This is a genomic window from Pseudomonas sp. yb_2 (assembly GCF_043103905.1).
GTDB lineage: Bacteria > Pseudomonadota > Gammaproteobacteria > Pseudomonadales > Pseudomonadaceae > Aquipseudomonas > Aquipseudomonas alloputida.
This window is the reverse complement of sequence record NZ_JBICKH010000093.1, coordinates 1-23,881: the sequence shown is the minus strand read 5'-3', so window position 1 is coordinate 23,881 and position 23,881 is coordinate 1. Positions and strand designations below refer to the sequence as shown.

General features: G+C 52.9%; 19 protein-coding genes. 15 read left to right on the top strand and 4 right to left on the bottom strand.

All coding sequences use genetic code 11. The features are described 5' to 3' along the window. The first annotated feature begins 242 nt into the window (after window positions 1-242). Complete coding sequence (locus tag ACF8FB_RS26035) at window positions 243-1,436, top strand: OprD family outer membrane porin (RefSeq protein WP_392512479.1); 1,194 nt, start codon at window positions 243-245, stop codon at window positions 1,434-1,436. Window positions 1,437-1,850: 414 nt separating this feature from the next. Here ACF8FB_RS26035 and ACF8FB_RS26030 read toward each other — a convergent pair whose 3' ends face one another. Together ACF8FB_RS26030 and ACF8FB_RS26025 are read right to left on the bottom strand one after the other, a co-directional pair. Continuing rightward, window positions 1,851-3,086 (bottom strand): SRPBCC family protein, encoded by a 1,236-nt coding sequence (locus tag ACF8FB_RS26030; RefSeq protein ID WP_392512450.1) that lies wholly within the window; start codon window positions 3,084-3,086, stop codon window positions 1,851-1,853. 217 nt (window positions 3,087-3,303) lie between these two features. After that, entirely contained in the window at window positions 3,304-4,278 is a 975-nt protein-coding gene (locus ACF8FB_RS26025) for a LysR family transcriptional regulator (RefSeq protein ID WP_392512448.1), read from the bottom strand. Between the two features lie 250 nt (window positions 4,279-4,528). Between ACF8FB_RS26025 and ACF8FB_RS26020 the strand changes: the two genes are divergently transcribed. The 11 genes from ACF8FB_RS26020 (at window position 4,529) to dddP (ending at window position 18,782) form a co-directional block, all read left to right on the top strand. Continuing rightward, window positions 4,529-5,137, top strand: a complete 609-nt coding sequence (locus ACF8FB_RS26020; protein ID WP_392512447.1) for a hypothetical protein — start codon at window positions 4,529-4,531, stop codon at window positions 5,135-5,137. A gap of 265 nt (window positions 5,138-5,402) precedes the next feature. Continuing rightward, window positions 5,403-6,416: a GlxA family transcriptional regulator gene (locus ACF8FB_RS26015; protein WP_392512445.1), complete on the top strand. Its 1,014-nt coding sequence runs from the start codon at window positions 5,403-5,405 to the stop codon at window positions 6,414-6,416. Between the two features lie 247 nt (window positions 6,417-6,663). Continuing rightward, a complete protein-coding gene (locus ACF8FB_RS26010) occupies window positions 6,664-7,983 on the top strand; it encodes an NAD(P)/FAD-dependent oxidoreductase (protein ID WP_392512443.1) in 1,320 nt (439 codons plus the stop codon). A 141-nt stretch (window positions 7,984-8,124) separates the two neighbouring features. Then, window positions 8,125-9,453 (top strand): MFS transporter, encoded by a 1,329-nt coding sequence (locus ACF8FB_RS26005; protein WP_392512441.1) that lies wholly within the window; start codon window positions 8,125-8,127, stop codon window positions 9,451-9,453. Window positions 9,454-9,519: 66 nt separating this feature from the next. Beyond that, window positions 9,520-10,422 (top strand): dihydrodipicolinate synthase family protein, encoded by a 903-nt coding sequence (locus ACF8FB_RS26000; protein WP_392512439.1) that lies wholly within the window; start codon window positions 9,520-9,522, stop codon window positions 10,420-10,422. Window positions 10,423-10,424: 2 nt separating this feature from the next. After that, complete coding sequence (locus ACF8FB_RS25995) at window positions 10,425-11,915, top strand: aldehyde dehydrogenase (RefSeq protein WP_392512437.1); 1,491 nt, start codon at window positions 10,425-10,427, stop codon at window positions 11,913-11,915. Between the two features lie 269 nt (window positions 11,916-12,184). Further along, entirely contained in the window at window positions 12,185-13,525 is a 1,341-nt protein-coding gene (locus ACF8FB_RS25990; protein WP_392512435.1) for an MFS transporter, read from the top strand. 576 nt (window positions 13,526-14,101) lie between these two features. Next, complete coding sequence (proV, locus tag ACF8FB_RS25985; RefSeq protein ID WP_392512433.1) at window positions 14,102-15,247, top strand: glycine betaine/L-proline ABC transporter ATP-binding protein ProV; 1,146 nt, start codon at window positions 14,102-14,104, stop codon at window positions 15,245-15,247. 67 nt (window positions 15,248-15,314) lie between these two features. Further along, the gene (gene proW, locus ACF8FB_RS25980) at window positions 15,315-16,268 is read left to right on the top strand and encodes a glycine betaine/L-proline ABC transporter permease ProW (protein WP_392512431.1); all 954 of its coding nucleotides are present in this window, start codon (window positions 15,315-15,317) and stop codon (window positions 16,266-16,268) included. A 43-nt stretch (window positions 16,269-16,311) separates the two neighbouring features. Continuing rightward, complete coding sequence (gene proX, locus ACF8FB_RS25975) at window positions 16,312-17,340, top strand: glycine betaine/L-proline ABC transporter substrate-binding protein ProX (protein WP_392512430.1); 1,029 nt, start codon at window positions 16,312-16,314, stop codon at window positions 17,338-17,340. Window positions 17,341-17,438: 98 nt separating this feature from the next. Further along, the gene (dddP, locus tag ACF8FB_RS25970) at window positions 17,439-18,782 is read left to right on the top strand and encodes a dimethylsulfonioproprionate lyase DddP (RefSeq protein ID WP_392512428.1); all 1,344 of its coding nucleotides are present in this window, start codon (window positions 17,439-17,441) and stop codon (window positions 18,780-18,782) included. Window positions 18,783-18,896: 114 nt separating this feature from the next. On the opposite strand, the gene ACF8FB_RS25965 is transcribed toward dddP, so the two are convergent. Further along, window positions 18,897-19,817, bottom strand: a complete 921-nt coding sequence (locus ACF8FB_RS25965) for a LysR substrate-binding domain-containing protein (RefSeq protein ID WP_392512426.1) — start codon at window positions 19,815-19,817, stop codon at window positions 18,897-18,899. A gap of 534 nt (window positions 19,818-20,351) precedes the next feature. Here ACF8FB_RS25965 and ACF8FB_RS25960 point away from each other — a divergent pair. Both ACF8FB_RS25960 and ACF8FB_RS25955 read left to right on the top strand, forming a co-directional pair. Beyond that, entirely contained in the window at window positions 20,352-21,335 is a 984-nt protein-coding gene (locus ACF8FB_RS25960) for a GlxA family transcriptional regulator (protein ID WP_392512424.1), read from the top strand. 84 nt (window positions 21,336-21,419) lie between these two features. Next, a complete protein-coding gene (locus ACF8FB_RS25955; RefSeq protein WP_392512422.1) occupies window positions 21,420-22,412 on the top strand; it encodes an isopenicillin N synthase family dioxygenase in 993 nt (330 codons plus the stop codon). 466 nt (window positions 22,413-22,878) lie between these two features. Here ACF8FB_RS25955 and ACF8FB_RS25950 read toward each other — a convergent pair whose 3' ends face one another. Further along, on the bottom strand, window positions 22,879-23,124 hold the full coding sequence (locus ACF8FB_RS25950) for a hypothetical protein (protein ID WP_392512477.1): 246 nt from the start codon (window positions 23,122-23,124) through the stop codon (window positions 22,879-22,881). Between ACF8FB_RS25950 and ACF8FB_RS25945 the strand changes: the two genes are divergently transcribed. Next, complete coding sequence (locus ACF8FB_RS25945) at window positions 23,083-23,199, top strand: transposase (protein WP_392512421.1); 117 nt, start codon at window positions 23,083-23,085, stop codon at window positions 23,197-23,199. The two genes, ACF8FB_RS25950 and ACF8FB_RS25945, sit on opposite strands and share 42 nt — an antisense overlap. Window positions 23,200-23,881: the final 682 nt, after the last annotated feature.

Sequence of the window (23,881 nt, the reverse complement as noted above, 5' to 3'; positions counted from 1 at the left end):
AACGCACTGTAGAACAAGGCCCGGCATTCGTGAATCGAGCCATCGTCGTATGCTGAAGTCTCTGCCGCGGGGCGACCTTCCATCAGCCTTGCCCGCTCCGCTTGGTGTCTCTCATTTAGTGATCTTCCGAAGGCGGCTTGATGCCGCTTAGGCTGCTGCCGCTCACATCCGCTTCACTCGGCTAAGCTGAATAGCATCGGTGGTGGCTGATGGAGGATTGCTCGCTAGGCCCCAGCTAGCCACTGCTAAAAAGGACAGAATCATTTCGAGGGTGCAAAGGATATGCGCAGGAATGGGCCCAAGGATTTCTGCTGGACTACCAGTCAGGCTACACAGCGGGCCTCATAGGCTTGGGAGTCGATGCCAATGCAATACTGGGCTTGAAACTGGATGGCGGCGGAGGTACTGCAGGACTGCGCTTGGTACCCATCGACGGCGATGGGAGGCCAGGCAATGTGTACTCAAGGATCGGGGGAGTCGTGAAGCTCCGCGCCTCCAATAGCACGTTGAAATATGGTGAACAGATGCCGATGACGCCGGTGCTGGCAATCAATACGGTGCGCCTGTTCCCAAGCGCAGCCACTGGACTTCAACTCAACGTCAATGAGCTCGAGCATTTCGCCTTTGAGGCCGGGCACTACACTAAACAGACAGGTGTTGATTCATCCAACAGCGACGACAGATTCACAACTGACTATGCTCTTCGCAGAGGTGGTACGGCGATCACCTACGATTCTGCGAGCTTCGTTGGCGGCCGCTACCAAAACGACAGTTTGTCATTTGCGCTCTATGCAGGGCAGCTTGAAGATGCCTGGCACCAATACTACGCTAACACCAAATACATCTATGCAATCGATCCAGGCAGACGCTTTGCATTCGACTTTAACATCTACCGCACTTTGGATTATGGGCGTAGTCTTGCTGGCCCAATCAACAATACGTCATGGTCACTTTCAACCGCCTATACTAAAGGGGCACATACTTTTTCCTTAATTCATCAGCAGATCAACGGAGACGAACCTCTGGACTGGATCGGCTTCGGTACCATGGGTGGAACCAGCACAATCGGGAACGCCGTTCAATATGCCACCTTTACCGAAGCGAATGAACGTTCTTGGCAACTTCGCTATGACTACGACTTCGCAGCGCAAGGAATACCGGGACTGTCGTTTATGGCAAGGTATGTTAGGGGGGACAACATGGACAATTCTCACAGCAACAATCCCTATTATACCGCCCGACACACCTACGACACTGACAAAGACAATAAACACTGGGAGCGAAACTTCGACATCCGCTATGTAATTCAGTCGGGCCCTGCTAAAGACATGTCATTCCGACTCAGACAGTCGACCCACCGCGCGACTAGCGGCTATCGCTACCTCGACATCGACGAGATTAGATTCATTACTGAGCTTCCCATCAACGTCTTTTGAAAAATGGACGCCAACGAACCTCTTTAGAACCTAGCAACCCACCCAGTCCTTGCAGAGAATGCTCCGTTTCGAGAGATACGGAGCTAGTTCGTAAGGCCTGCATACGAGGTGATGTCACACAACCAGACCGGTTTGTTACCGATCTCGCCAGAGGAATGGCCATTTCAAGCCCAAGTGTCTCGCCCAACACCTGGCTGACTTTGGATGTCGCTGATAAGACTGACCTTGACTGTGTACAACCTCAAGCGGGCGATCAGGGTACTGGGCATCAAGAAGGTGATGCAGTTGATGGGCTTAAGAGCCTGCTTTTCAGTACAAAAGAACAAACGCCGCGAACGAGTCGAGGCGTTTGGTAGAGGGCCTATCAGTGTGCTTTCCCACTGACTGCCAAGGCGCCGTTGTGGGCAGGTGTAGTTAGCCTACCGACTTCAACTGTGGACGTCCTTCCAGGCGCTCTAGCATGGTCGAGCAATACCAGTCATCGAACTGGCAGACACCGTTTTCTGCGTTTTCAGAGAAAGGCCCCGGCTCGTACGCCGGTGACGAGACCCCGGCAAAGGTTCCTTCAACCAAGCGACGATCCTGGTCGTTGGTCGCCAACCAGACCTTGGTGAGGCGATCCAGATCGTAATCCACACCTTCGACAGCAGACTCCGGTACGAGCCATTTGGTCGTCACCAGGGTTTCACCCGGGCCGATGGGCAGCACACGGAAGCTCAAAGCGTGGTCACCCAAGAAATGGTTCCAGGTAGAAGGGTAATTGAAGTACAGCAGGGCACCAATATCAGGTTCGCCGCTCTTGTCGAGACGACCAGCCACAGCAGGTTTCCCGTCCATTGTATAGCTAACAGCGCCGGCGGACAGAGGGATACGGGTCATACGGAAACGGCCCTGCGGATCCATGTTCAACCGGCTCGGCATCCCCGCAGCCTCGCAACGATCCCAGTGCGCGACTAGATCCGGATCATCATTGCCACCTACACCTGCAACCGACAAGTTCTCTACGAAGGAATTGAGCAACTCAGGGTGAGTACCATCGCAGTGATAGCACTCACGGTTATTCTCGAATACCAGCTTCCAGTTGCCCTTTTCGATGAGGTTGGACTCGAATGCAACCTTGGCATTTTCCAGGAAGTGAGGAGCCAAGAACGGCGACACGGCTGCACGGAAATTGGAGAAGTCCGGTGCATTCTCTGCCACACACACGTAGATGTATGTATGGACGATCTCCACATGCACCGTTTTGAGATTATACTGGGTGCGGTCGAAATCAGCCCCCATATTGCCGGCGTAGATCAAATTACCATCGAGTTCGAACGTCCATTTGTGGTATGGACACACAAGCTTCGCCACCTTGCCAGTTGAATGCTCGCAGACCTTCGCACCACGGTGCCGACACGCGTTATGGAAAGCTCGAACCTCTCCGTCTTTGCCTCGTACAACGGCCACAGGGTAGTCGCCGATCTGTAGAGTGAAATACTGACCTGCCTTTGGAATTTCAAAGGTATGACCTGCGAAGACCCAGTCTTTATGCCAAATCTGTTCAAGATCCTGCCGATATACTTCCGGCTCAAAATACAGTTCACGAGGCAAAACATGCCGAGGCTTGCGCTGTTTGATCAGACCAATGACGGATTCGTTGCTGTTCATAATTACCCTCCATGCACCGTGCCGTTATCGACGGACACAAATGACTGAAACATTATTCTTGTAGATAGCCACATTCGAAGGCTGGCCAATATGTGCAACACTTCTTCGCGATGCAGGCGTGACCTAGCGTAAAACTTGTGCTAAAGGTTAGATCAATGTCCAGCGACCACTCAAGCTACATTTTCAAAGCCGAATTGATAATTACAGGTTATGAGTTTCAGCCTTTGACTTTCCAGCAGGAAAATTTCGACAGGATCCAATCCTTGACACGCCCACAAGCATCCCCTGCGATAGCACTCTCGCGACATGCCAAGTAATGAAGACTATTGCGCAACGTCACCCGATCTTTGACTGGCTGTACAAGACGACCACTTTCAACGATATGCCCAACTAACTGATCCCAACCTAGAGCCACACCTTGACCCGAGAGCGCCATACTGATGATCAGGTTATAGTCGTTCGCATGAAAAAGCGGTGGACTACCTGAGTGTCGTTCATCAATATCTACGTTTTGGAAAGCAAGCCACACACTCCAATCGACATGTTCCGCCACACCCGACCTGCCATAGGGACTCAAATCCAACAGATCTGAGTTGCGCAATCCTTCCAAAGTCGTAATATCCGGGTTACGCTCCAGGTACGCAGGAGAACAGACCGGATAAATAATATCATGGCACAGCGGGTGTAAAGTATACCCTTCGCCCAAATCAGTTAACTTTGAGATAACGATGTCTGGCTCGATACCTGGCTCACGTGCGTGGAAGTTCTGAGTTGTAATCAGATTGAGTTCAATATCCGGATTTTTAGCACGAAAATCTTTAATATGGTTCGAGAGCCAAAGTGCCGAGAATGCGGGTGAACAGGCCACCGTCAGCACGTGCTTTTGGATCGGCGCATTTCTGATACGCTCTGCAGCTTGGGCAATGTTCACGAAAGAAATCTGTGAAGCATCGAAAAAAACGGCGCCTGCAGGCGTGAGCTCAACCGTTCGCCCAACACGAACGAACAATGGAGCATTAAGGTACTCCTCCAGCTCCCGGATCTGACGGCTGATAGCCGCCTGAGATACGCATAAGGCCTCTGCTGCGCGGGTGAAGCTCTCGTATTTGGCGGCAGCGACAAAGGCTTTTACTGCCCGCAACGAGGGCATTTTGAGAAGTAAGGTATCTGGATCCACGTGCCTCTGCGACATTCTTTTAACCCCTCCTCAACCCAACTCAGCCACTGCACATACGCCTTCCACCACATGATACACAGCCGCGGAAAAACTTGCATCGGCACAAAAATTACCCATGACATAACTGAAAGTTATGCCAATTATTTTATCAGCCTCGCTGGACAATCAATCAATCCTGGCCGTATGTTAAAAAATAGTTTCAGAGGACTGACGCACATCTTCGCCAACTAATTTTCGAATTATTACTTGAGTTGACCTGACTGCCATGAATGACTCAATCAAAAGGAGCACTTGCCGCCCAACCAGGCATTTAAGTATTGCGGTAATTGTCTTGGATGGATTTGATTTCGGCTCATTAGGCGCGACAATGGAGGCTATATCAACAGCCAAACGAACATTCGGTGAACATGCTGTTTCCTGCACAACCATCGGCATGGACTCATCAGCTATGAGTAATCTAGGAATCTCGGTAACGCCTAGCATCACGCTCAGCAATACCCACCTCAATGAATATGATGTCACCGTTTTGATAGGCGGCTCTGAGGCCACGTTAAAACCAAATCTGGAGCTAACACAGCAGTTGATCAACGCCGCTGAAGTGGGCCGACTCCTAGGAGGAATATGGAACGGGGCCTATCATCTCGCAACGGCTGGGCTCACCGACGGTTATGAATGCCTTATCGCAGGTGACGGTAGATTCTCCATCGAGCCCCCGATTTCAAATGGCAGGCGATACCTCTCGTGGCAGTTCGACGAGGATAGAATGGCCTGTAGCGATGCCGTCAGTGCAACTTTCATGCTGAATGCGATGTTTGATCATTTTTACCAAACCCCAGCCACCGCCAAGCACGTTAAAACAGCGAAAAACTCATAGACAACCCTGCACGCCCCCTGCCCTGAAACCTGCGGAGACATAACATAGAGGCACCAATCGGCTCGAGAGATCAAGGGTCTCAGGTGGGGGGGGGCAGCTCGGAACGATAACGCGAAGTTATCCAAAAAAGCTCACAAATGTCGTTGGACTCGGTCATGGGGCGCTCATAAGCTAGAGGCCGACGTGATGATCAACCGCTTTAACCACAAAGCGCTTTAGTTCAATAAGTTAGTCAAGCGTTGGGCTTGGGTTGCTAGGTGCCCTAATGAAAACAATTACAAGAGAATTCAGCCGTACCTTCGCCGATCGCAATTGGGGCTTTATTACCCAAGAATTCAGCGAGCGTAGGACATCCCGCGTGGGCTTTCTGCTACTTGAAAATTTTTCGTTGCCCTGCTTCACCCAGGCATTGGATGTGTTGGTAACCGCCAACCTAATCTGCCCAGGTGCTGTACATGTGCATACGTTTAGCCACAACCATGCTGAAGTCATGAGCGACTTGGGCATTCCAATCCGTCCTGATACTCCGCTCACAGACGTCCGCCTGTCCAACCTGGATCTCATAGTTATATGTGGCGGGCTTCGGGCGGCCCGCACTGTACCCAATTGGCTATCGTCGTTGCTTAAAAAGCTATCAAAGCTTCCCATCGCTCTTGGCGGCCTATGGAACGGCGCTTGGTATCTTGGCGTTGCAGGGCTGCTTGATGGCTACCGATGCGCTATACATGCCGAGCAACGCACTGCTCTAGCTGAACGCGCGCCCTACGCCGTCGTATCCCAAGAACCTTTGGAGCTCGACCGAAACCGAATGACGTCGGCTACCCCGAATGGTGCGTTCGACATGATGATTCGCTGGTTAGGTTACGGCGCGTCCAGTGGACTCGCAAACGCGGTCTTAGATACCCTGGATTCAGACCAGAGCAAACATCGCAGTTTTCAGAAACATCAGCATCATAAGGTGAGTAAGCCGCTGCGGGAAGTTATCATGCTGATGGAGTCCAACCTTGAGGAACCATTAAGCCAGATACAACTTGGCCAACTGGTTGGACTTTCAGCCCGACAGATCCAGAGGCTATTTAAATCTCAGCTGAGCACCACACCTCAGAAATATTACTTCCAGCTCAGAATAACTGAAGCTCGCCGACTCATACAGAATTCCAATGCATCGATCTTCGATGTGTCGATCGCCTGCGGCTTCGTGTCCTGCACCCATTTCAGCCGGTCATATAGAGCCTTCTTTGGTCACCCCCCGTCCAAAGAGATCCGATATGAAATCTAGCTATCAACTTAGCCAGTCAGGATTGTTCAGTTGAATGTAGATGAGGCAGACCATGCTGGCAATACCAGAAATGCCAGCGGGAAATTAACAAGTGACCCACTGTACAAAGGTATTAGCTATCACAGCTAAGGATTGTAAAACGGTGTTTATAGGTGAGCTGTGCCGACGCTAGCTCAAAGTGCTCAATGAGATTGCGCCATCATCATTTTCAGAGTTTTGCTCAAGCCAACCTTTCAGGATCCCCATAATGACAAAAATCACTTCATTACCAGCGGATGACGCTACCTGCGGATGGTACCACTTGAGTAAAGGACGCAGCGTGCACGCAGCCCATCAGGGCATTACCAACGTGCGCTGGGCCGTCGTCGGCGCAGGCTTTACCGGTCTTGCCGTAGCCCGACAACTCGCGCTGAATTTCCCTGGTGATCAAATCGCGCTCATCGAGGCTCAAGAAGTGGGGCTGGGTTCTTCAGGTCGTAATGCAGGTTTTGCCATCGACCTGCCGCACGATATTGGCGCGGATGACTATATTGGCGACATCGGTATCGCGCAGACCACCCTGAAGCTCAATCAATTCGGTCTGAACTCTCTCAAAGAACTGGTTGGCCAGTTCAACATCGACTGTCAGATGAAGCACTGTGGCAAGTACCAAGCCGCCGTTGAGTCGCGTGGTATAGCAGTGTTGGACGCATACCGCAGCGGCCTTGATAAGCTGGGACAACCCTACGAGATGATCGAAGCGGATGAATTGCCGGAACACATTGGCACACGCTTCTACCGCAAAGCGCTTTTCACACCGGGGACATCGTTGATACAGCCTTCGGCCCTCGTCAAAGGTCTAGCAGAATGCCTTCCAGCGAATGTCGTTTTGTATGAAAACACCGCGATCACCGATGTCGAGTACGGGGAAAAGATTGTTCTCCGTCACCAGAACGGCTCTATCACAGCCAGCAAACTCATCCTCAGCAACAACGCGTTTGGCATGCATTTCGGTTTCCTGAAAGGCCGCATGCTCCCGGTCTTCACGTACGGCAGCCTCACCCACCCCTTGTCCGACGAAGAGCAGGCTGCGCTGGGCGGCAAACCATACTGGGGCGTGATTCCAGCCGATCCGTTCGGCACAACAGTCCGACGGACACCTGACAATCGCATCCTGATTCGTAATAGCTTCAGCTTCAATGCAGACGGTAGGAGCAACAGCAAGTACGCCGCACGCTTCGTGAAAAGGCACCGTGAGTCGTTCACGCGGCGGTTCCCGATGCTTCCCCATGTGAGCCTCCAATACACCTGGGGTGGCGCGCTCGCGTTGTCTCGAAACCATGAGGGTTACTTCGGCCAGTTGGCTCCTAACGTATATGGAGTTCTGTGCTGCAACGGATTAGGGGTAACGCGTGGAACGGCAACAGGAAAACTGATGGCTGACTGGCTTGCGGGTGAGAATAACGAGCTTATTGAGTTTCTGCTGAAGTCACCAGGCCCTTGCGCGAACCCACCGGAGCCATTCGTAACCCTTGGCGTCAACCTGAATCTTATGTGGGGACAATATAAAGCTGGCATTGAAGCTTAAGCTGAGGCTCCGAGGACAAGCCTTGCATTATAACAACAATAACTAAAGCCATCGCTCACTGAATTTTTGAGATGGTTCTCGACTGCAATTCTCGCGGAGTCGCGCTGCCAACATTCAAAAGTTTTTTATCAGGAGAGAAAAATGACAAGTCCTAGCATCTCAATAGAAGATGTACCGCTTAATAGCTTCCATAAGCTACTCACTTTACGTTCGGGCGGTGGTTCCTTCGTCGACGGTTACGTCTTGAGCATCATCGGTGTGGCGCTTGCGCAAATAACCACATCGCTTTCCCTGAGCAGCTTTTGGGAAGGTCTCATTGCTGCCTCAGCGCTTATCGGCATCTTTTTCGGTGGGTTTCTTGGCGGCTGGCTGACTGACCGCTTGGGCCGCAAGCGCCTGTTTTTTGTAGGCCCGATTCTTTTTATTCTCGCCTCCGTCGCTCAGTTTTGGTCGGATTCAGCTGAAGCGATTTTTATTTTTCGACTCGTTATTGGCATTGCCGTAGGCATAGAGTACCCCGTCGCCACATCGCTACTGGTGGAATTCATGCCAAAGAAGTATCGCGGCCCGCGCCTCGCGATGCTCACGATTTTATGGTTTGCCGGCGCTGCGGCTGCCTACATCATGGGTGAGTTGATATTGCGCACAGGCAGTGAGGAAGCCTGGCGTTGGGTATTGGCCAGTTCGGCCGTCGCTGGCCTGGCCCTTTTCATAGTTCGCGTAGGCACACCTGAGTCACCACGCTGGCTGTTGAACAAGGGGCGTACTCAGGAGGCCGAACAAGTCGTCAAAAGCGTTTATGGCAATGATTTTTCTCTGAAGAACCTTCCTGAAGAAAGCCCCAACTACAAGATCAGCGTATGGAGCCTTATCTACTCGGGCTACGCCAAGCGCATGCTGTTCATCATCGTCTTTTGGACGTGCTGCATTGTCCCTCTCTTTGCCGTCTACGCTTTCGCTCCCAAGGTGCTGGCAGCGATGAACGTCAAAGGCGAAAGCATCTCGATCGGTTCAATCCTGATTACCCTCTTCTTCGTTGTAGGCTGCCTTGTATCAACCAGGCTCATCAACGTGGTGGGACGCCGCAACTTGCTGCTTTACAGTTTCGCGGTATCCGGCCTCGCCTTGCTTGGGCTGGGGGCGTCCGATGACAACTCAGGGATGTGGATCCTCGCATTCTTCGCTATCTACGCATTGTTCATCGGGGGCGCACAGGTTCTTACCCTCGTCTATCCAAACGAGATTTTCCCAACAGAAATCCGCGCATTTGCGGTAGGGGCTGGCACCTCGATCTCTCGCATTGGCGCAGCGGTCGGCACTTACCTGGTGCCAATGTCGCTGGCATCACTTGGCATTGCACAGACGATGTACGTGGCCGCAGGCATTACCTTTTTCGGCCTTCTCCTATCTTGGATGCTGGCCCCAGAAACACGCTCGCTGAACCTCCAGCAGGCAGCATCGCTTGGCTAATTAACTCATGCCTGGCGATCAGCCCGGTATGGAGTGTTTTGTGGTGATAACAATCGGAGCAGCATCATGAAATTCGAAGGCATATACACACCTGCAGTGACCCCTCTCGCTTCGGACGGCTCAATCGATAAGACGGCGTTCGCTGAAGTACTCGAGTATCTGGTCGATTCGAAGGTTCACGGCATCATCATTGGCGGTTCCACCGGCGAGTACTACGCACACACCACCCAAGAGCGCATCGACCTGGCCGCGCAGGCCAAGGACGTGCTGGCCGGCCGCCTGCCACTGATCGTCGGCACCGGTGGCATCCGCACCGAAGATGCCGTGGCTTTCGCCCAGCACGCCAAGGAGATCAAGGCCGACGCATTATTGGTGGGTACCCCTCCGTACGCACTGCCGACCCAGCAGGAAATCGCCCTGCACGTCAAAGCCGTCGACGCCGCCGCCGGCCTGCCGATCATGCTTTACAACTACCCGGGCCGCATGAGCGTGAGCATGGGTGAAGAGTTCTTCGACGCCGTGGCCGACGTGAAGAACATCGTCGCCATCAAGGAAAGCTCTGGTGACATGGGCCAACTGCACCGCCTAGCCATCCAACGCCCAAACATCCAGCTGTCGTGCGGCTGGGACGACCAGGCCCTGGAGTTCTTCGCCTGGGGCGCCAAGAGCTGGGTGTGCGCCGGCTCCAACTTCATCCCGCGTGAACACGTGGCCCTGTACGAGGCCTGTGTGATCGAGAAGGACTTTGACAAAGGCCGCAAGATCATGGGCGCCATGATGCCGCTGATGGACTTCCTCGAAGGCGGCAAGTTCGTCCAGTCGATCAAGTATGGCTGCGCCCTCAACGGCCTGAGCACCGGTGGGGTACGCAAGCCGCTGTATGACCTGGATGCTGCCGAGAAGCAGGAGCTGCAGCGCGTGGTCACCGAACTCAAGCGCAACATCACACAGATCACTGGAGGTGCCTGAAAATGGCCGATTTGCTGAGCAAGGAACAATACGCGGCCCTCGCCGCCGAACTGCAACTGCGTACCCAGGCGTTCATCGACGGTGAATTCCGTGATGCCATCTCGGGCAACACCTTCGTCACCACCAACCCGGCCACCGGCAAGCAGCTGGCCGAAATCGCCGCCTGCGACGTCAACGACGTGAACGTGGCCGTGGCCGCCGCGAAGCGCGTGTTCGAACAGGGTACCTGGTCGAAGATGCAGCCGAACGACCGCAAGCACGTGTTGCTTAAGTTCGCCCAACTACTGGAAGACAACGCCCACGAGCTGGCCGTGCTGGAGGCGCTGGACAGCGGCAAGCCAGTAAGCGAGTGCCAGAACGTCGACGTGCCGGAAACCATCCACACCATCCGCTGGCACGCCGAGCTGATCGACAAGATCTACGATGCCACCGCCCCGACCGGCAATGCTGCCGTGACCATGGTGGTGCGTGAAGCCATTGGTGTGGTCGGCCTGGTGCTGCCGTGGAACTTCCCGCTGCTGATGCTGGCCTGGAAGATTGCCCCGTCGCTGGCCGCCGGTTGCTCGATCGTGGTAAAGCCAGCCAAGGAAACTACCCTCAGCGCCCTGCGCGTGGCGGAACTTGCCCATGAGGCGGGCATCCCTGCAGGCGTGTTCAACCTGGTACCTGGCGGTGGCCGTGAAGTGGGCGAGGCCATTGGCCGCCACATGGACATCCCGATGGTCAGCTTCACCGGCTCGACCGACACCGGCCGCCTGTTCCTGAAATACGCCGCCGAGTCCAACCTCAAGCGCATCGTCCTGGAGCTGGGTGGCAAGAACCCGGCCGTGGTCATGAACGACTGCGAAGACCTCGACGAAGTGGCTCAGTTCGTCACAGCCGGTGCGTTCTGGAACATGGGCGAAAACTGCTCCGCTTCCTCGCGCCTGATCGTTCACAAAGACGTCAAGGATGAGCTGCTGGGCCTGATCGCCAAGCACCTGAAGGACTGGAAGCTGGGCGATCCGCTCGACCCGGAAAACCGCCTTGGCGCCATGGTCAGCAAAGCACACTTCGAGAAGGTCAGGTCGTACCTGGAATACGCCGCCGAACATAAGCTCAATATCGTCCAGGGTGGCGAGACCGAGGACGGCGTGTTCGTGCAGCCGACCATCGTCGACAACGTCGGCCGCGACAACAAGCTGTTCGTCGAGGAAATCTTCGGCCCGGTACTGAGCGTGACCAGCTTCGAGACTATCGACGAGGCGATCGAACTTGCCAATGACACTGTTTACGGTCTCGCCGCGTCGGCATACACCGGGAGCTTGCGCAACGCGCTGCGCCTGTCGCGTGAAATCCGCGCGGGAGTGGTAACAGTCAACTGCTTCGGTGAAGGTGATGTGAGCACGCCGTTCGGTGGCTACAAGGAGTCTGGTTTTGGTGGACGCGACAAGTCCATCTGGGCACATGACCAGTACACCGAGCTCAAGACCATTTGGATTAATGCTTCATAAAAGAGCAGTACCGGTGCTGTTCTGACGGAGATCGGCACCTTAAGGGTCACCGCCTTTCATAGGCGGTGATCCTTACCTAACTGTTTAGCGCGACCTTGCTTGCGACAGCTCTGGTGAATAAGGCATCGCCGGTCGACCATCGCATCGAATATTCCACGCGCCTGAAAATCATAAATGCCGGCTGAAGCAGCCGCGCTCAAATCATCCAACGATAAAAACAATGTGGAGATGTAGTTTTGTCCAAGCACACAGCACAGCCTGTGAAGGCTATGTCCGAGAAACAGCGTAAGTTCATCATAAAACTTACCACCCTCATTTCAGGCGGCATGCTGATTGATGGCTTTATCCTGGGATCCATCGGCATTGTCATGCCGGCGATCACAAATGACCTGGAGCTTTCGCTCGCCTGGCAAGGCTTGATAGGGGCCTCCGCTCTCATTGGCATCTTTTTGGGTGGCCCCCTCGGCGGCTATCTGGCAGACAAAATAGGCCGAAAGCCGATGTTCACGATTGACCTCGCGATCTTTCTGGTGGGGTCGGTCTTACAATTCTTCGTTACTGAAGCTTGGCAACTTTTTGCCGTACGCCTTCTTATGGGCGTGGCCATCGGCGCCGACTATGCCATCGGCTGGCCCCTGCTGGCCGAGTTCGCGCCCGCGCGACTGCGTGGCAAGCTCCTCTGCATTCAAGAGGTCGGCTGGTACGTTGGCTATCTTGCATCGTATGCCATCGGGTGGGCCCTTACGATCTCTAACACTGCCAACTGGAACGTTATTCTGGGGCTAAGCACGATCCCGACCGTGATCGTTCTGCTTGCGCGTCTGGGCACTCCAGAATCTCCACGTTGGCTGATGAGCAAAGGGCGAACACAAGAGGCGCTCGCTCTGGCCGAGGAATACATGTCACCCGATGAGAAGGTTGACCTTGGGAAGAAACACGAAGGCAAGAAACTCGGGTTTTCCAGCCTGTTCTCTCCTGAATATGCCAAAGCGACAATATTCGTCTCCGTATTTTGGATCTGCCTGGTGACACCCTACTTCGCCATCGGTACGTTCGTACCTACCGTGCTGGAGCACCTTGGCCTGAAAGACGGTCTTACAGGTGGCCTTGCTATCAATGCGATCGCCGTGGGTGGCACCCTGATTGCGGTGGCCCTGATCGAAAAAGTGGGACGCCGCAAACTCGCAATCCCACCTTTCGCCATTGCGACCGTCGCCCTGTTCGTTGTCGCATTCTTCTGGAACGTGTCGCCGGTGGTGACAGTTGTCTGCTTCCTGACCTTCTCTCTGGCGAACGCGGTTTCGACAACACTCACCGGCGTCTATCCAGGCGAAGTGTTCCCAACTGAAATTCGCGGTGTTGGTGTTGGCTTCGCTACGGCTGCTTCACGCGTTGGCGCAGCGGCAGGCACCTTCCTGCTCCCGATCAGCATGGAAACCTATGGAGTTACCACTACGGTGCTGATTGCCGGAGGCGTAAGCCTATTCGGTTTGATTGTCACTTATTTCCTCGCACCTGAGACTAAAGGCAAGCTGCTAAGCGAAACCTCCGCTCCAAATACGAAACGTCAAGCAGTCCAGGCAGGACAATTTCAGGCTGAACGCTCATGATTAGTCTCCTTCGAAAACTCGCATCGGGCTGACAATAATCAGACCGATTATGAAATTCGGAATCCGACTTTATCTGAGCGTCTGTCTGAGCGTTCAGAGGCGCCGTTTCGCCGAAGCGACAAAGCGTCCTGGTCGCGTGAGATATGCCTGAGCGATTAAGATCAAAGCTTTAAGATCACCTGGGCGCACGCCCTGAAAGTGCAGTACCGGTGTTGCTCCGATGGAGCGCCACCACGCCCGCCCCACCCCACGCAGGTGGCGGCGGGCTCCTCCTAGCTCGGCCACATAGTTGCACTGATACGCTGCTAGCCAAGGACGCGGCCGTCTACTGCTATGCTTCCTACAATTTTCCCACTGAGTGATAACCCTACGTTATGCATTACGGCGAGTAAATGTTGATGGTCGTTGAGGCCGGAACGGCATAAATTCTAAGAAAGCCCATCTGGGGCCACAAAAATAAAAAACCCAGGAAGCCGCCATGTCTAAGCCACCCCTTTGGTACTGCCTCCCGAATTCTGTACGTTCTTCGACTCACGAAGCCACCGTATCCCCTAAAACCGAATTAGGAGGGAAGTCATGACCAATACCGATGAAATTCTTTCAATCCAAAATATCTATAAGGTATTTGGATCACATCCGACTGAGGCCATGAAAATGGTCAAAGCCGGACTTAGCAAGAAAGAAATCTTCGAAAAGACTGGCCAAGTTATCGGCGTATTTGACGCGACTTTTTCAGTAAAGCGTGGTGAAATTTTTGTAATAATGGGCCTGTCAGGCTCTGGAAAGTCCACAATGGTTCGACTATTCAATCGTCTAATTGAACCTACCTCGGGCAAAATTTATCTGAACGGCCGGGAAATTACCGGCCTTACTGATAAAGAGCTTATAGATGTCCGTCGAAAAGAAATGGGCATGGTCTTTCAATCCTTTGCCTTGATGCCTCACATGAGTGTCCTGGAAAACACCGCTTTCGGTTTAGAAATTGCTGGTGTAAACGAATCGGAGCGCCAGAGACGCGCTCGTGAGGCACTGCAACAAGTTGGACTTTCAGGGCAAGAGCACAGTTACCCTCATCAGCTTTCCGGCGGCATGCAACAACGAGTGGGCCTAGCTAGGGCGCTGGCTAACGACCCAACAATTCTCTTGATGGACGAAGCGTTCTCAGCCCTTGATCCGCTCATCCGTAGTGAGATGCAGGGTGAACTGATTAAATTGCAGGCTGAGCAGAAGCGTACGATCATCTTCATTTCTCATGATATCGAAGAAGCGATCCGTATTGGGCACCGTATTGCAATCATGGAAGGTGGAAGGGTTGTTCAGATCGGCACACCGCAAGAACTCATCAGTCAACCAGCCAATGACTATGTAAGAACGTTTTTCAAAGGCTTCGATAGCTCTAAGATACTAAAAGCGGGTGACTTGGCTCGCCTTGATCCTGATGCGACTTGCCACATAGAAAGCCCAAAGGCGTTCAAGCCGGGCATCGGATTCGGGTACTTGTTGAATGATCAAGGTCAGTTGGTAAGCGTTGTAGACGCGGACAGGTTAACCACCCACTATTCCCAGCATGAGCAGCAACCCGTGTACTTGGATACACCTTTGCATGAGGTGCTAAGTATCGCGGCAACGTTACCGTATCCCGTACCAGTCCTGGATCGAAATGGATTCTTGAAAGGCACTCTCTCAAAAAATCAGCTTCTGCAGACATTGGGCAGTCACTGAATTAATCGATCAAAGATGTAATCTCGCAAATGCTACAGCGGCGAAATGCGTTATGAGGATTGTCGAAATGTCCGATTTCAGTTTTCTGGATCCCTTCCAGGCCACCATTATCCCCCTTGGCGACTGGGTAACCAGCACCCTCAATTTTCTTGTGCATAACTTCAGGGATTTTTTCAGGGCCGTTCGATGGCCAATCGATCATGTGCTGAACGGTATTGAATGGTGCCTGCAGAGCATACCTCCCACTATTGGCATTCTCCTGTCCAGCCTGCTTGGTTGGCAACTGGCGGGACAGCGGATGGCTTTGCTTTGCTTTATCACCCTTACGTTACTGGGACTCATTGGTGTTTGGTCAGAGTCGATGACGACCCTCGCCTTGGTTCTGACTTCAGTATTTTTCTGTGCCGTTATTGGCATTCCACTTGGGATACTGTGCGCTCGAAGCGACCGACTTGAGCGAGTGGTAAGGCCAGTGCTTGACGCTATGCAAACCCTGCCAGCTTTCGTTTATCTCGTCCCTGTCGTCATGCTTTTCGGCATTGGTAATGTTCCTGGTGTTTTGGTAACCATCGTATTTGCACTGCCCCCGCTGGTGCGTCTGACAAACCTAGGTATTCGCCAGGTTCCCGAGGACAAAATCGAAGCGGCGCGCGCGTTTGGCTGCACTCCCCGTCAAATGCTGGTTCGGGTGCAGTTGCCTTTGGCGAGTTCTACCATCATGGCCGGGCTTAACCAGACACTCATGCTTTCCCTTTCGATGGTAGTAATTGCATCCATGATTTCGGTCGGTGGCTTAGGGCAAATGGTACTGAGAGGGATTGGTCGCCTCGACATGGGCCTCGCCACCGTGGGAGGTGTTGGCCTGGTGTTGCTAGCCATCTTCCTGGATCGTCTCACCCAAGCTATTGGAGCCCGTACACATTCAGATCCCAGCCTTAAATGGTATAACGCTGGCCCAATCGGCTTCGCAATTAGGATTTGTAGCAAACGAAAACCGACTGCCCCTCATAAAACAGCATAATTGGCACGAACGACAACATAACTTTTCAGTTAAGGATTACATAATGTTCACAATTACTGTTACCCGCCCCATACTGCATTTTGTAAGTGCTCTTTTTTTCGGCGCTGCCGCAATCTGCGCCAATGCTGCCCCTGAGTCCCCCGGTGAAGGCGTGAAAATTACTCCAATTTTCCCATCGATTGCTGAAGAGCGCTTTCGAGGCGAGATCGCCATGCAAGGATTGCGCGAACTAGGGTATAAAGTCCAAGAGCCAAAAGAAACTGAATATAGCGTCATGATGATGGCGCTGGCCAACGGCGATGCTGATTTCACTGTGCATCTTTGGGATAATTTGCACGAGAAATTTTACACGCAAGCCGGGGGCGACGATGTGATGGTCAAGACCGGTGAAATTATGCCGGGCGTCCTGCAAGGCTATCTTATCGACAAAAAGACGGCCCAGGCGCACAACATCAAGTACATTACCGACCTAAAGAAGCCCGAAATCGCAAAACTGTTCGATGCGGATGGCGATGGAAAAGCAGACCTAACCGGTTGCAACCCAGGATGGGGTTGCGAACTTATCATTGACCATCAAATTAAGGCATACGACCTACAGAAAACTGTTCATGTAAATCAGGGCTCCTATTTCGCACTGATGGCTGATACCATCACTCGATATAAAGAAGGGAAGCCGATCCTCTATTTCACATGGGTACCACAATGGATTGCGAACGTCCTTGTAGAAGATAAGGATGTCGTGTGGCTAGAAGTTCCGAGAACTGACCTTCCTGGCGGAAACAATGACGTAAACACCACATACAACGGTAAAAATCTCGGTTTCGCTGTTGATACCGTGCGTGCAGTACTGAACAAAGAATTTGCTGAAGAAAACCCAGCCGCACTGAAATTCTTGTCTGTAATGAGTATTAGCACCGCAGATGAAAGTGCCCAGAACATGAAGATGCAGCAGGGCGAAAAAAGCCCTGAAGCTATCCGTGGTCATGCCACCCAGTGGATCGCTGAGCACCGGCAACAGTTTGACGAATGGCTTCAAGCAGCCCGAACCGCTGCCACACAATCCACCAAGTAATAGACATTAGAAGGCAGCCTGGCTGCCTTCTGTTTGCTCTGCACCAAGAGAATTTTAATCGCTCACGTGCAATCTACACACATTGCTTGGAGACTGTGATGTCGGCACCCTTTTCTATCTCTCCTGATAAAAGACGCATTGCCCCTGCTCAACAACACACCGCAGCTCTGAAGGCAGATGGCTCGGTCAACGATAACGACCGGACTGAAATCGGCCCGACTCCTCTAGCGTTTGCAGAATGGAGCGCGCTGGGTTTAGAAGCACCGCATCTGCCGACGATGCGTGAGTACCGCCTGCAGCGCATTCGCGAACAGCTTGTCGCGCGCGACTTGGGCGGGATACTGCTGTTCGACCCACTCAATATCCGTTACGCCACCGACACTACAAACATGCAGCTGTGGACGACTCACAACCCAGCTCGTGCCTGCTTCATCGCCGCAAGTGGCTACGTTGTGCTCTGGGACTTCCATGGCTGTGATCATCTCAGCGCCCATTTGCCGCTCGTAAACGAGCTTCGCAGCGGGGCCTCTTTCTTCTATTTTGAAACAGGGAATCGCACTGATGAGCATGCACGACGCTTTGCTTTGCAGCTCGACGACATCCTACGTCAGCACGCCGGATCCAATCGCCGCCTCGCTGTAGACCGAATAGAATTAGCTGGCGTCCGAGCATTGGACGCGTTGGGGATACAACTCTTCAGCGGCCAGGAAGTCACTGAGTTCGCCAGGGTGATCAAAGGCCCGGATGAAATCAAAGCCATGCGCTGCGCAGTGGCCTCTTGCGAAGCCGCCGTAGCGGAAATGCAGCAGGCAATGCGCGCTGGAATGACAGAGAACGATGTTTGGGCGGTACTCCATGCAGGCAATATACGTCGCGGGGGTGAATGGATCGAAACTCGGATTCTCAGCTCTGGGCCGCGCACCAACCCCTGGTTCCAGGAATCAGGGCCGCGAGTACTGAACGATGGTGATCTGCTGTCTTTCGATACCGACCTGATCGGGGTGTATGGCATGTGTGTCGACATGTCACGCAGCTGGATCTGCGGAGGTCTGGCACCAACCGCTGAGCAAAAACGGTTGTATCAGATTGCCCATGAGCACATCACTCATAACATCGAGATGATCAAGCCGGGTGTCAAATTCACCGAGCTTACCGCTAACGGCCACCGACTTCCTGAGTCATGCAGAGAGCAGCGTTACGGCGTTATGTTCCATGGCGTCGGGCTCTGTGATGAATATCCCTGCATTCGCTATCCCGAAGATCTGGAGTCCTATGGTTACGAAGGCGTGCTTGAACCAGGCATGGCGCTTTGCGTCGAAGCCTATATCGGGGAGGTCGGCGGACGCGATGGTATCAAATTGGAGAACCAGCTATTGGTGACGGAAACCGGCTACGAGCTTCTGACGCGCTATCCTTTCGATAGTAGCTTCCTGCGCGACTAGTCCTGAAGCTCTGCGGCGCCTGTCGCAGAGCCTCTACCGGGAGTTTTGATCGAGTTCAACACACTTCGCAGGCAGCAGTACGCAACCCTCACCGACAAATGATCCCAGCGCTTGCTAGCTGCGTAACCATTCTGCAAGCCCCATAATCGTTCTCGTGGTATCCCGCCCCTTGGGTACTACCAAGTAATAAGCTTCTTTGGGCTTTATCACAAGATCCGTCAACCGCACCAACTCGCCCGACGCTAACAGATGATCGAGCATTCGACCCCAGCCCAGTGCAACTCCGTGCCCGTGGAGCGCTGCTTGAATCGTATCGGTGTACAGCTGGCAGTGCAGTCGGTAATGAAGCTTGGGAGGGTTTGCACCCAGCGCGCGGAACCATGTTGGCCATGTCATCCAACCCTCGGTAGTGGCCTCCGCATCGAGCAGATCCGCATCGTAGAGTTCCTCCACTGAGGACGGCACTGAGTTCCGAGCAAGCCAGGCCGGAGAGCACACCGGAAAGACCTCTTCGTCAAACAGATGCAGAGCGCTACCGTCAGCCCACCGGCCATTGCCATAGCGCACCATCAAATCAACATCATGGCTGCGTAGATCACCGGTGAACATCTGTGTGGCAAGCCGCAAGCGTATATGAGGCATGGCAGCTTGGAGGCTGCTTAAACGAGGCATAACGCGCAGATGCGAAAAAGTCGCGGTGGTGCTGAGCACTAATTGCTGCTCACCACTGCCCTCGGAGAGGCGATCAAACACCGCAGCAACCTTCTGCAGCGATTCAGACATCACTGCAAACAACGTCTGCCCCTCACTGGTCATCCGCACGCCTCGAGGAAGACGTTGGAATAGCTGAACACCGATGTTTTCTTCAAGAATTCGAATCTGTTTGCTCACTGCAGCTTGGGTCACTCCTAGCTCCCGAGCAGCCAGGGTTATGCTGCTGTTACGGGCGACTGCTTCGAACTCTAAAAGCGCGGTCATCGACGGAATGATCCGTCGGTAGCCACGGTTAGAGCTGCCTTCCTCTGTGTTTGTCATGCAACGTCCCGACATGATCCGACGCTCAGACCAGCGCCGTAGCGAACATTGGCAGAAAACTCCGCTAGATGACAGAGCTGCTTTAGATTTAAAACTGAAACCTGCACTTCTTCGCGAATCGGCATCTCAGAATGCGGCAAGGGGTAGGTCTGAGCAGCGCGCCTCAACAGCCGTAGAATGGCTGACGGTGATTCAGCGACGATCTTGAAGTGAAAGGAATGCATGCCGTTTAAGCATGTTGTACCTGCGAATGCAATGACGAAGCACCACTAACGAGAGCCAGGCTCATGGGCCGGATGAGTACCAGACTGAGCGTCCGCATGCCATAGCGTTTAAGCACATACGTCCCAAGGAGCGTTATAGCTGAGTAGCTGGCTTAAGCGGAAGCCCGATATACTCTTATGCGACCAGCTCTGGCAAACTCCTTGCTCATAAGAAATATTTGCAGTAATGTCAACTTGGCATCCAACCAGCGTGAGCTGTATTTATAAAATCCCCTCTTGATCTGAACGCCGCGCCTGAGAAATTTCTCCCATGCATAAACCTCAAGCCCAATCCCAAGTAAGGCACGTTGGATTTATTCTGCTCCCGGGTTTTGCTCTGACCTCATTCTCACTGGCGGTCGAGGCACTCAGCGTATCCAACCTTCTATTGGGATACACCGCTTATGACTACCATCTCTACAGCGGTGACGTCGACCCGATCACGAACGAGGTGCTAACCTCAAACCACATTCCGATCAGAGTTTCACGCGGCCTTGGGGAACTTGATGAGTGCAATCTGTTATTCATTTGCGCATACAAGAAAGCCGCAAATTATAACAATCCTGCTTTACTCGCAAAACTGCGCACTCTAAAGAAAACCGACTGCAGGCTGGCGTCTCTCTCTAGTGGCAGTTTCATTTTGGCAAAAGCTGGGCTATTGCGAAGTGGTGCTTGTACCTTATTCAGTGAACAGATGTCAGCCTTCAAGGAGCTCTACCCATCCATCACGGTTTCAGAGAGTATCTTCACCGTACATGATGACGTTTTCACGTGTCAGGGTGGCACCACCGCTCTAGATATGTTGCTGTACATCATCGGCCAGGATCATGGTGCTGATTTCGCTCTGAGTGTGTCCCGCCAGTTTTCTCAGGACAGGATAAGAAACCACAATGAAGTGCAGGCAGCACGCCGTTATCTGGAACTGAGGATGAAGTCACCCTGCCTTGGCTCGGCCATCGAAATAATGGAGGCGAACATCGAGACACCTCTTACTATTGAGATCCTGGCAGACAAGATCGGTGCCACAGTGCGAACGCTGGAACACGCTTTCCGTACGCACGAGAACACCACGCCGATCAATTATTATTTACTGATGCGCCTACGGCATGCGAGGACGATGCTCGAAGACACAGCACTACCGATTTCCAGCATTGCCCACGCAACCGGATTTGCTTCCCAGAGCTACTTCACAAAGCGCTTTCGTGAGGCCTATGGCGTCTCTCCGAGCCGCTTACGCAGCGCTAAAAAATTATAAATTTCTTCGCCTTTGTTATAGCTCATCTGTACGCATAGGTAGAAGCTAACGGTCACCCAATTCCGATTGCTCGAGGTAAAGACCGTGACGCAAATTATCGACAGCTGCTTGGCTAGCAAGTCTACTTCGTTTCATGAGATCCCTATTGTTGACATCGCTCCCTTACTCGACGGAAGCGATGTAGACTCGGTCGCGCGACAGATCGGTGACATATGTGAGAACATTGGCTTTCTATACATCAAGAACCATGGTGTTCCCTCATCACTAATCGAGAACGCATATCGCCTTTCGCGGGAGTTCTTCGCTCAACCGTTTGAGGTCAAAAACCAATTAAACATCGTGAAATCTGGAGCGACGTTGCGGGGGTATATCCCCATGTACGGAGAGAACGTCGACCCCAAAAACACTAAAGACTTCAAAGAATGCTTCGACTATGCAAAGTCTGAAGAAAAAGTTTCTCCATTCTTTGGCCCAAACCTTATGCCAGAGTCACCCCAAGAATTCACTCAAGTGATGGAACGCTATCATGCAGAGATGCTCAAACTTGCACGCAAGCTGATCAGCGCTATTGCACTGAGTCTTGGCCTGCCATCCGACTATTTCGAGAAGCTGCAGAAAAAACCGATTACCATTCAGAGATTGCTGCACTACCCCCCGCAGTTTGGAAAGGTCACCTTAAAAGAAATAGGTATTGGCGCGCACACCGATTATGGCTTCCTTACTATCTTGTCGCAAGATAACAACGGCGGCTTGCAAGTTCAGAATAGAGACGGCGAGTGGGTCAGCGCCCCACCCGTACCGGATACATTCATCGTCAACATTGGCGATCTGGTACAAACCTTTACTAACGACCGCTACATATCCACAATGCACCGAGTCATCAACACCAGCGGTGTAGATCGTTACTCGCTGCCTTTTTTCATTGATCTAGACTTCGATGCGATTGTTGACGTAGTGCCGACCTGTATCAGCGATAGCACCCCTAAAAAATATGCTCCCTATACAAGTGGCGCGCATAAATACAAACGATTCGTAGATAGCTATACCCACCTGCAGGAGAAGGTTAGCGAAGTGTAATACAACTTGAAAATCCGTGAGTCGTTCAAAAAGCCGAGGATTTCCTCGGCTTTCGAGTTCGGATTCACATTTCGTACCAATACTGTGCCCAACCTGTTTTTCCGCTGCGCAACTCCGTTCGGGCCATAATTCTATGATACAAGAGCACGATAAAGTGCACTCTATTTCTCCGTCACAAAAGCACGGCTCCGGCGATACTCCGTTTGCGAACGTAGCTCGTCTGCGTTCATCAGACTACCGCCTCGATTTCGTGCATAGCCGACGAGCTTAAACAGCAAGCAGCACCCTGCCCCACTACTCGACCGATGCTGATCGCCTGGCTGACGGACTGGATTCGAAGCCCTGAAGCACTGAGCGAAATCAGGCGTGAGCTTCCCTGCCTTCCACAAATGTTGAAGTCGGCGTATAGCGAGTGGAACCACTTGGGTGCCGGCCACTAGGTCGCCGCCACCTATCCAACCGAGCCTTACGCAACCTGCCGATCAGCAGGTTGCTGATTGGTTGCAAGGCATCGTGCTCGTCCCACACTCCACGCCAGAGCCCGAGTCATGGATTCACCTGGGCGTGAAAGAAATGCCTCTTCATGCAGCACCACCCCCGTCCCGGCATACACCCCAATGAACAATTGGGTGGCACCTGTACGCGACAGTCGCAGATCGCGAGGTTTTCCATGCGCCAACAAAGCTCTTACCCTAAACCCTTCAAGGCCCAGGTCGTGCAGGAATGCCTGCAACCAGGCGCCACGGTTTCTAGTGTCGCCATCAGCCACGGCATCACGCCAACGTGATTCGCAAATGGCTAGGTAGGTGAGCTAAGTCGAGAACTCGGGGCATGTCGATCGGCCAGGTCACCGCAGAGCCAATAACAGTTGCGACTTCATCCAAATCAGGAAAAAACGTGACATGCATCACAATTTTAAAAATAAGTCGCCGTTTTGGTCTGTCAATTTTTTTTGCGAGACGGAGTTCTATATTTGAGACCTAAAGAAAAGCGAGATCTGCGCCGCTTCATTTCTTCCGTCTCTTCCGCAATCTTGGCCACATGCTTTTCGGTGCCGTTTTGCTTCTGATCTCGTGTCGCAACGAAGGAACTGATGCAGATCGGCCTGGGGGCTCGGGGCAATCGCTTCATTGGCCACAGGCCGCTGCTTTTCATTTTGCGTTCAACGCCAAGGCGCGCAGCGCTCGATGGATGAATCCGTTCAGAATGGGCTGAAATTTCCGGTCGGTGACAGACAACAGGATATGAGCCTGGCGATGATTCGCTTAGAGGCGCCATGAACACCGCATGCCGCCCAATGGCCCGCATCAAACGCCGATGTCGAAAGCCAGGAGATCCGCAGTAATGGGTTCCGGCGCCATCCCACTCAGCACCAGTCGATGCTGTATGCCCCGGCAGATGTGCGTCCATAGACGCGATCTTAGCTCGATATGTAAGTCGTGGCTGTAGTACCTGACATGCCGGCGAGA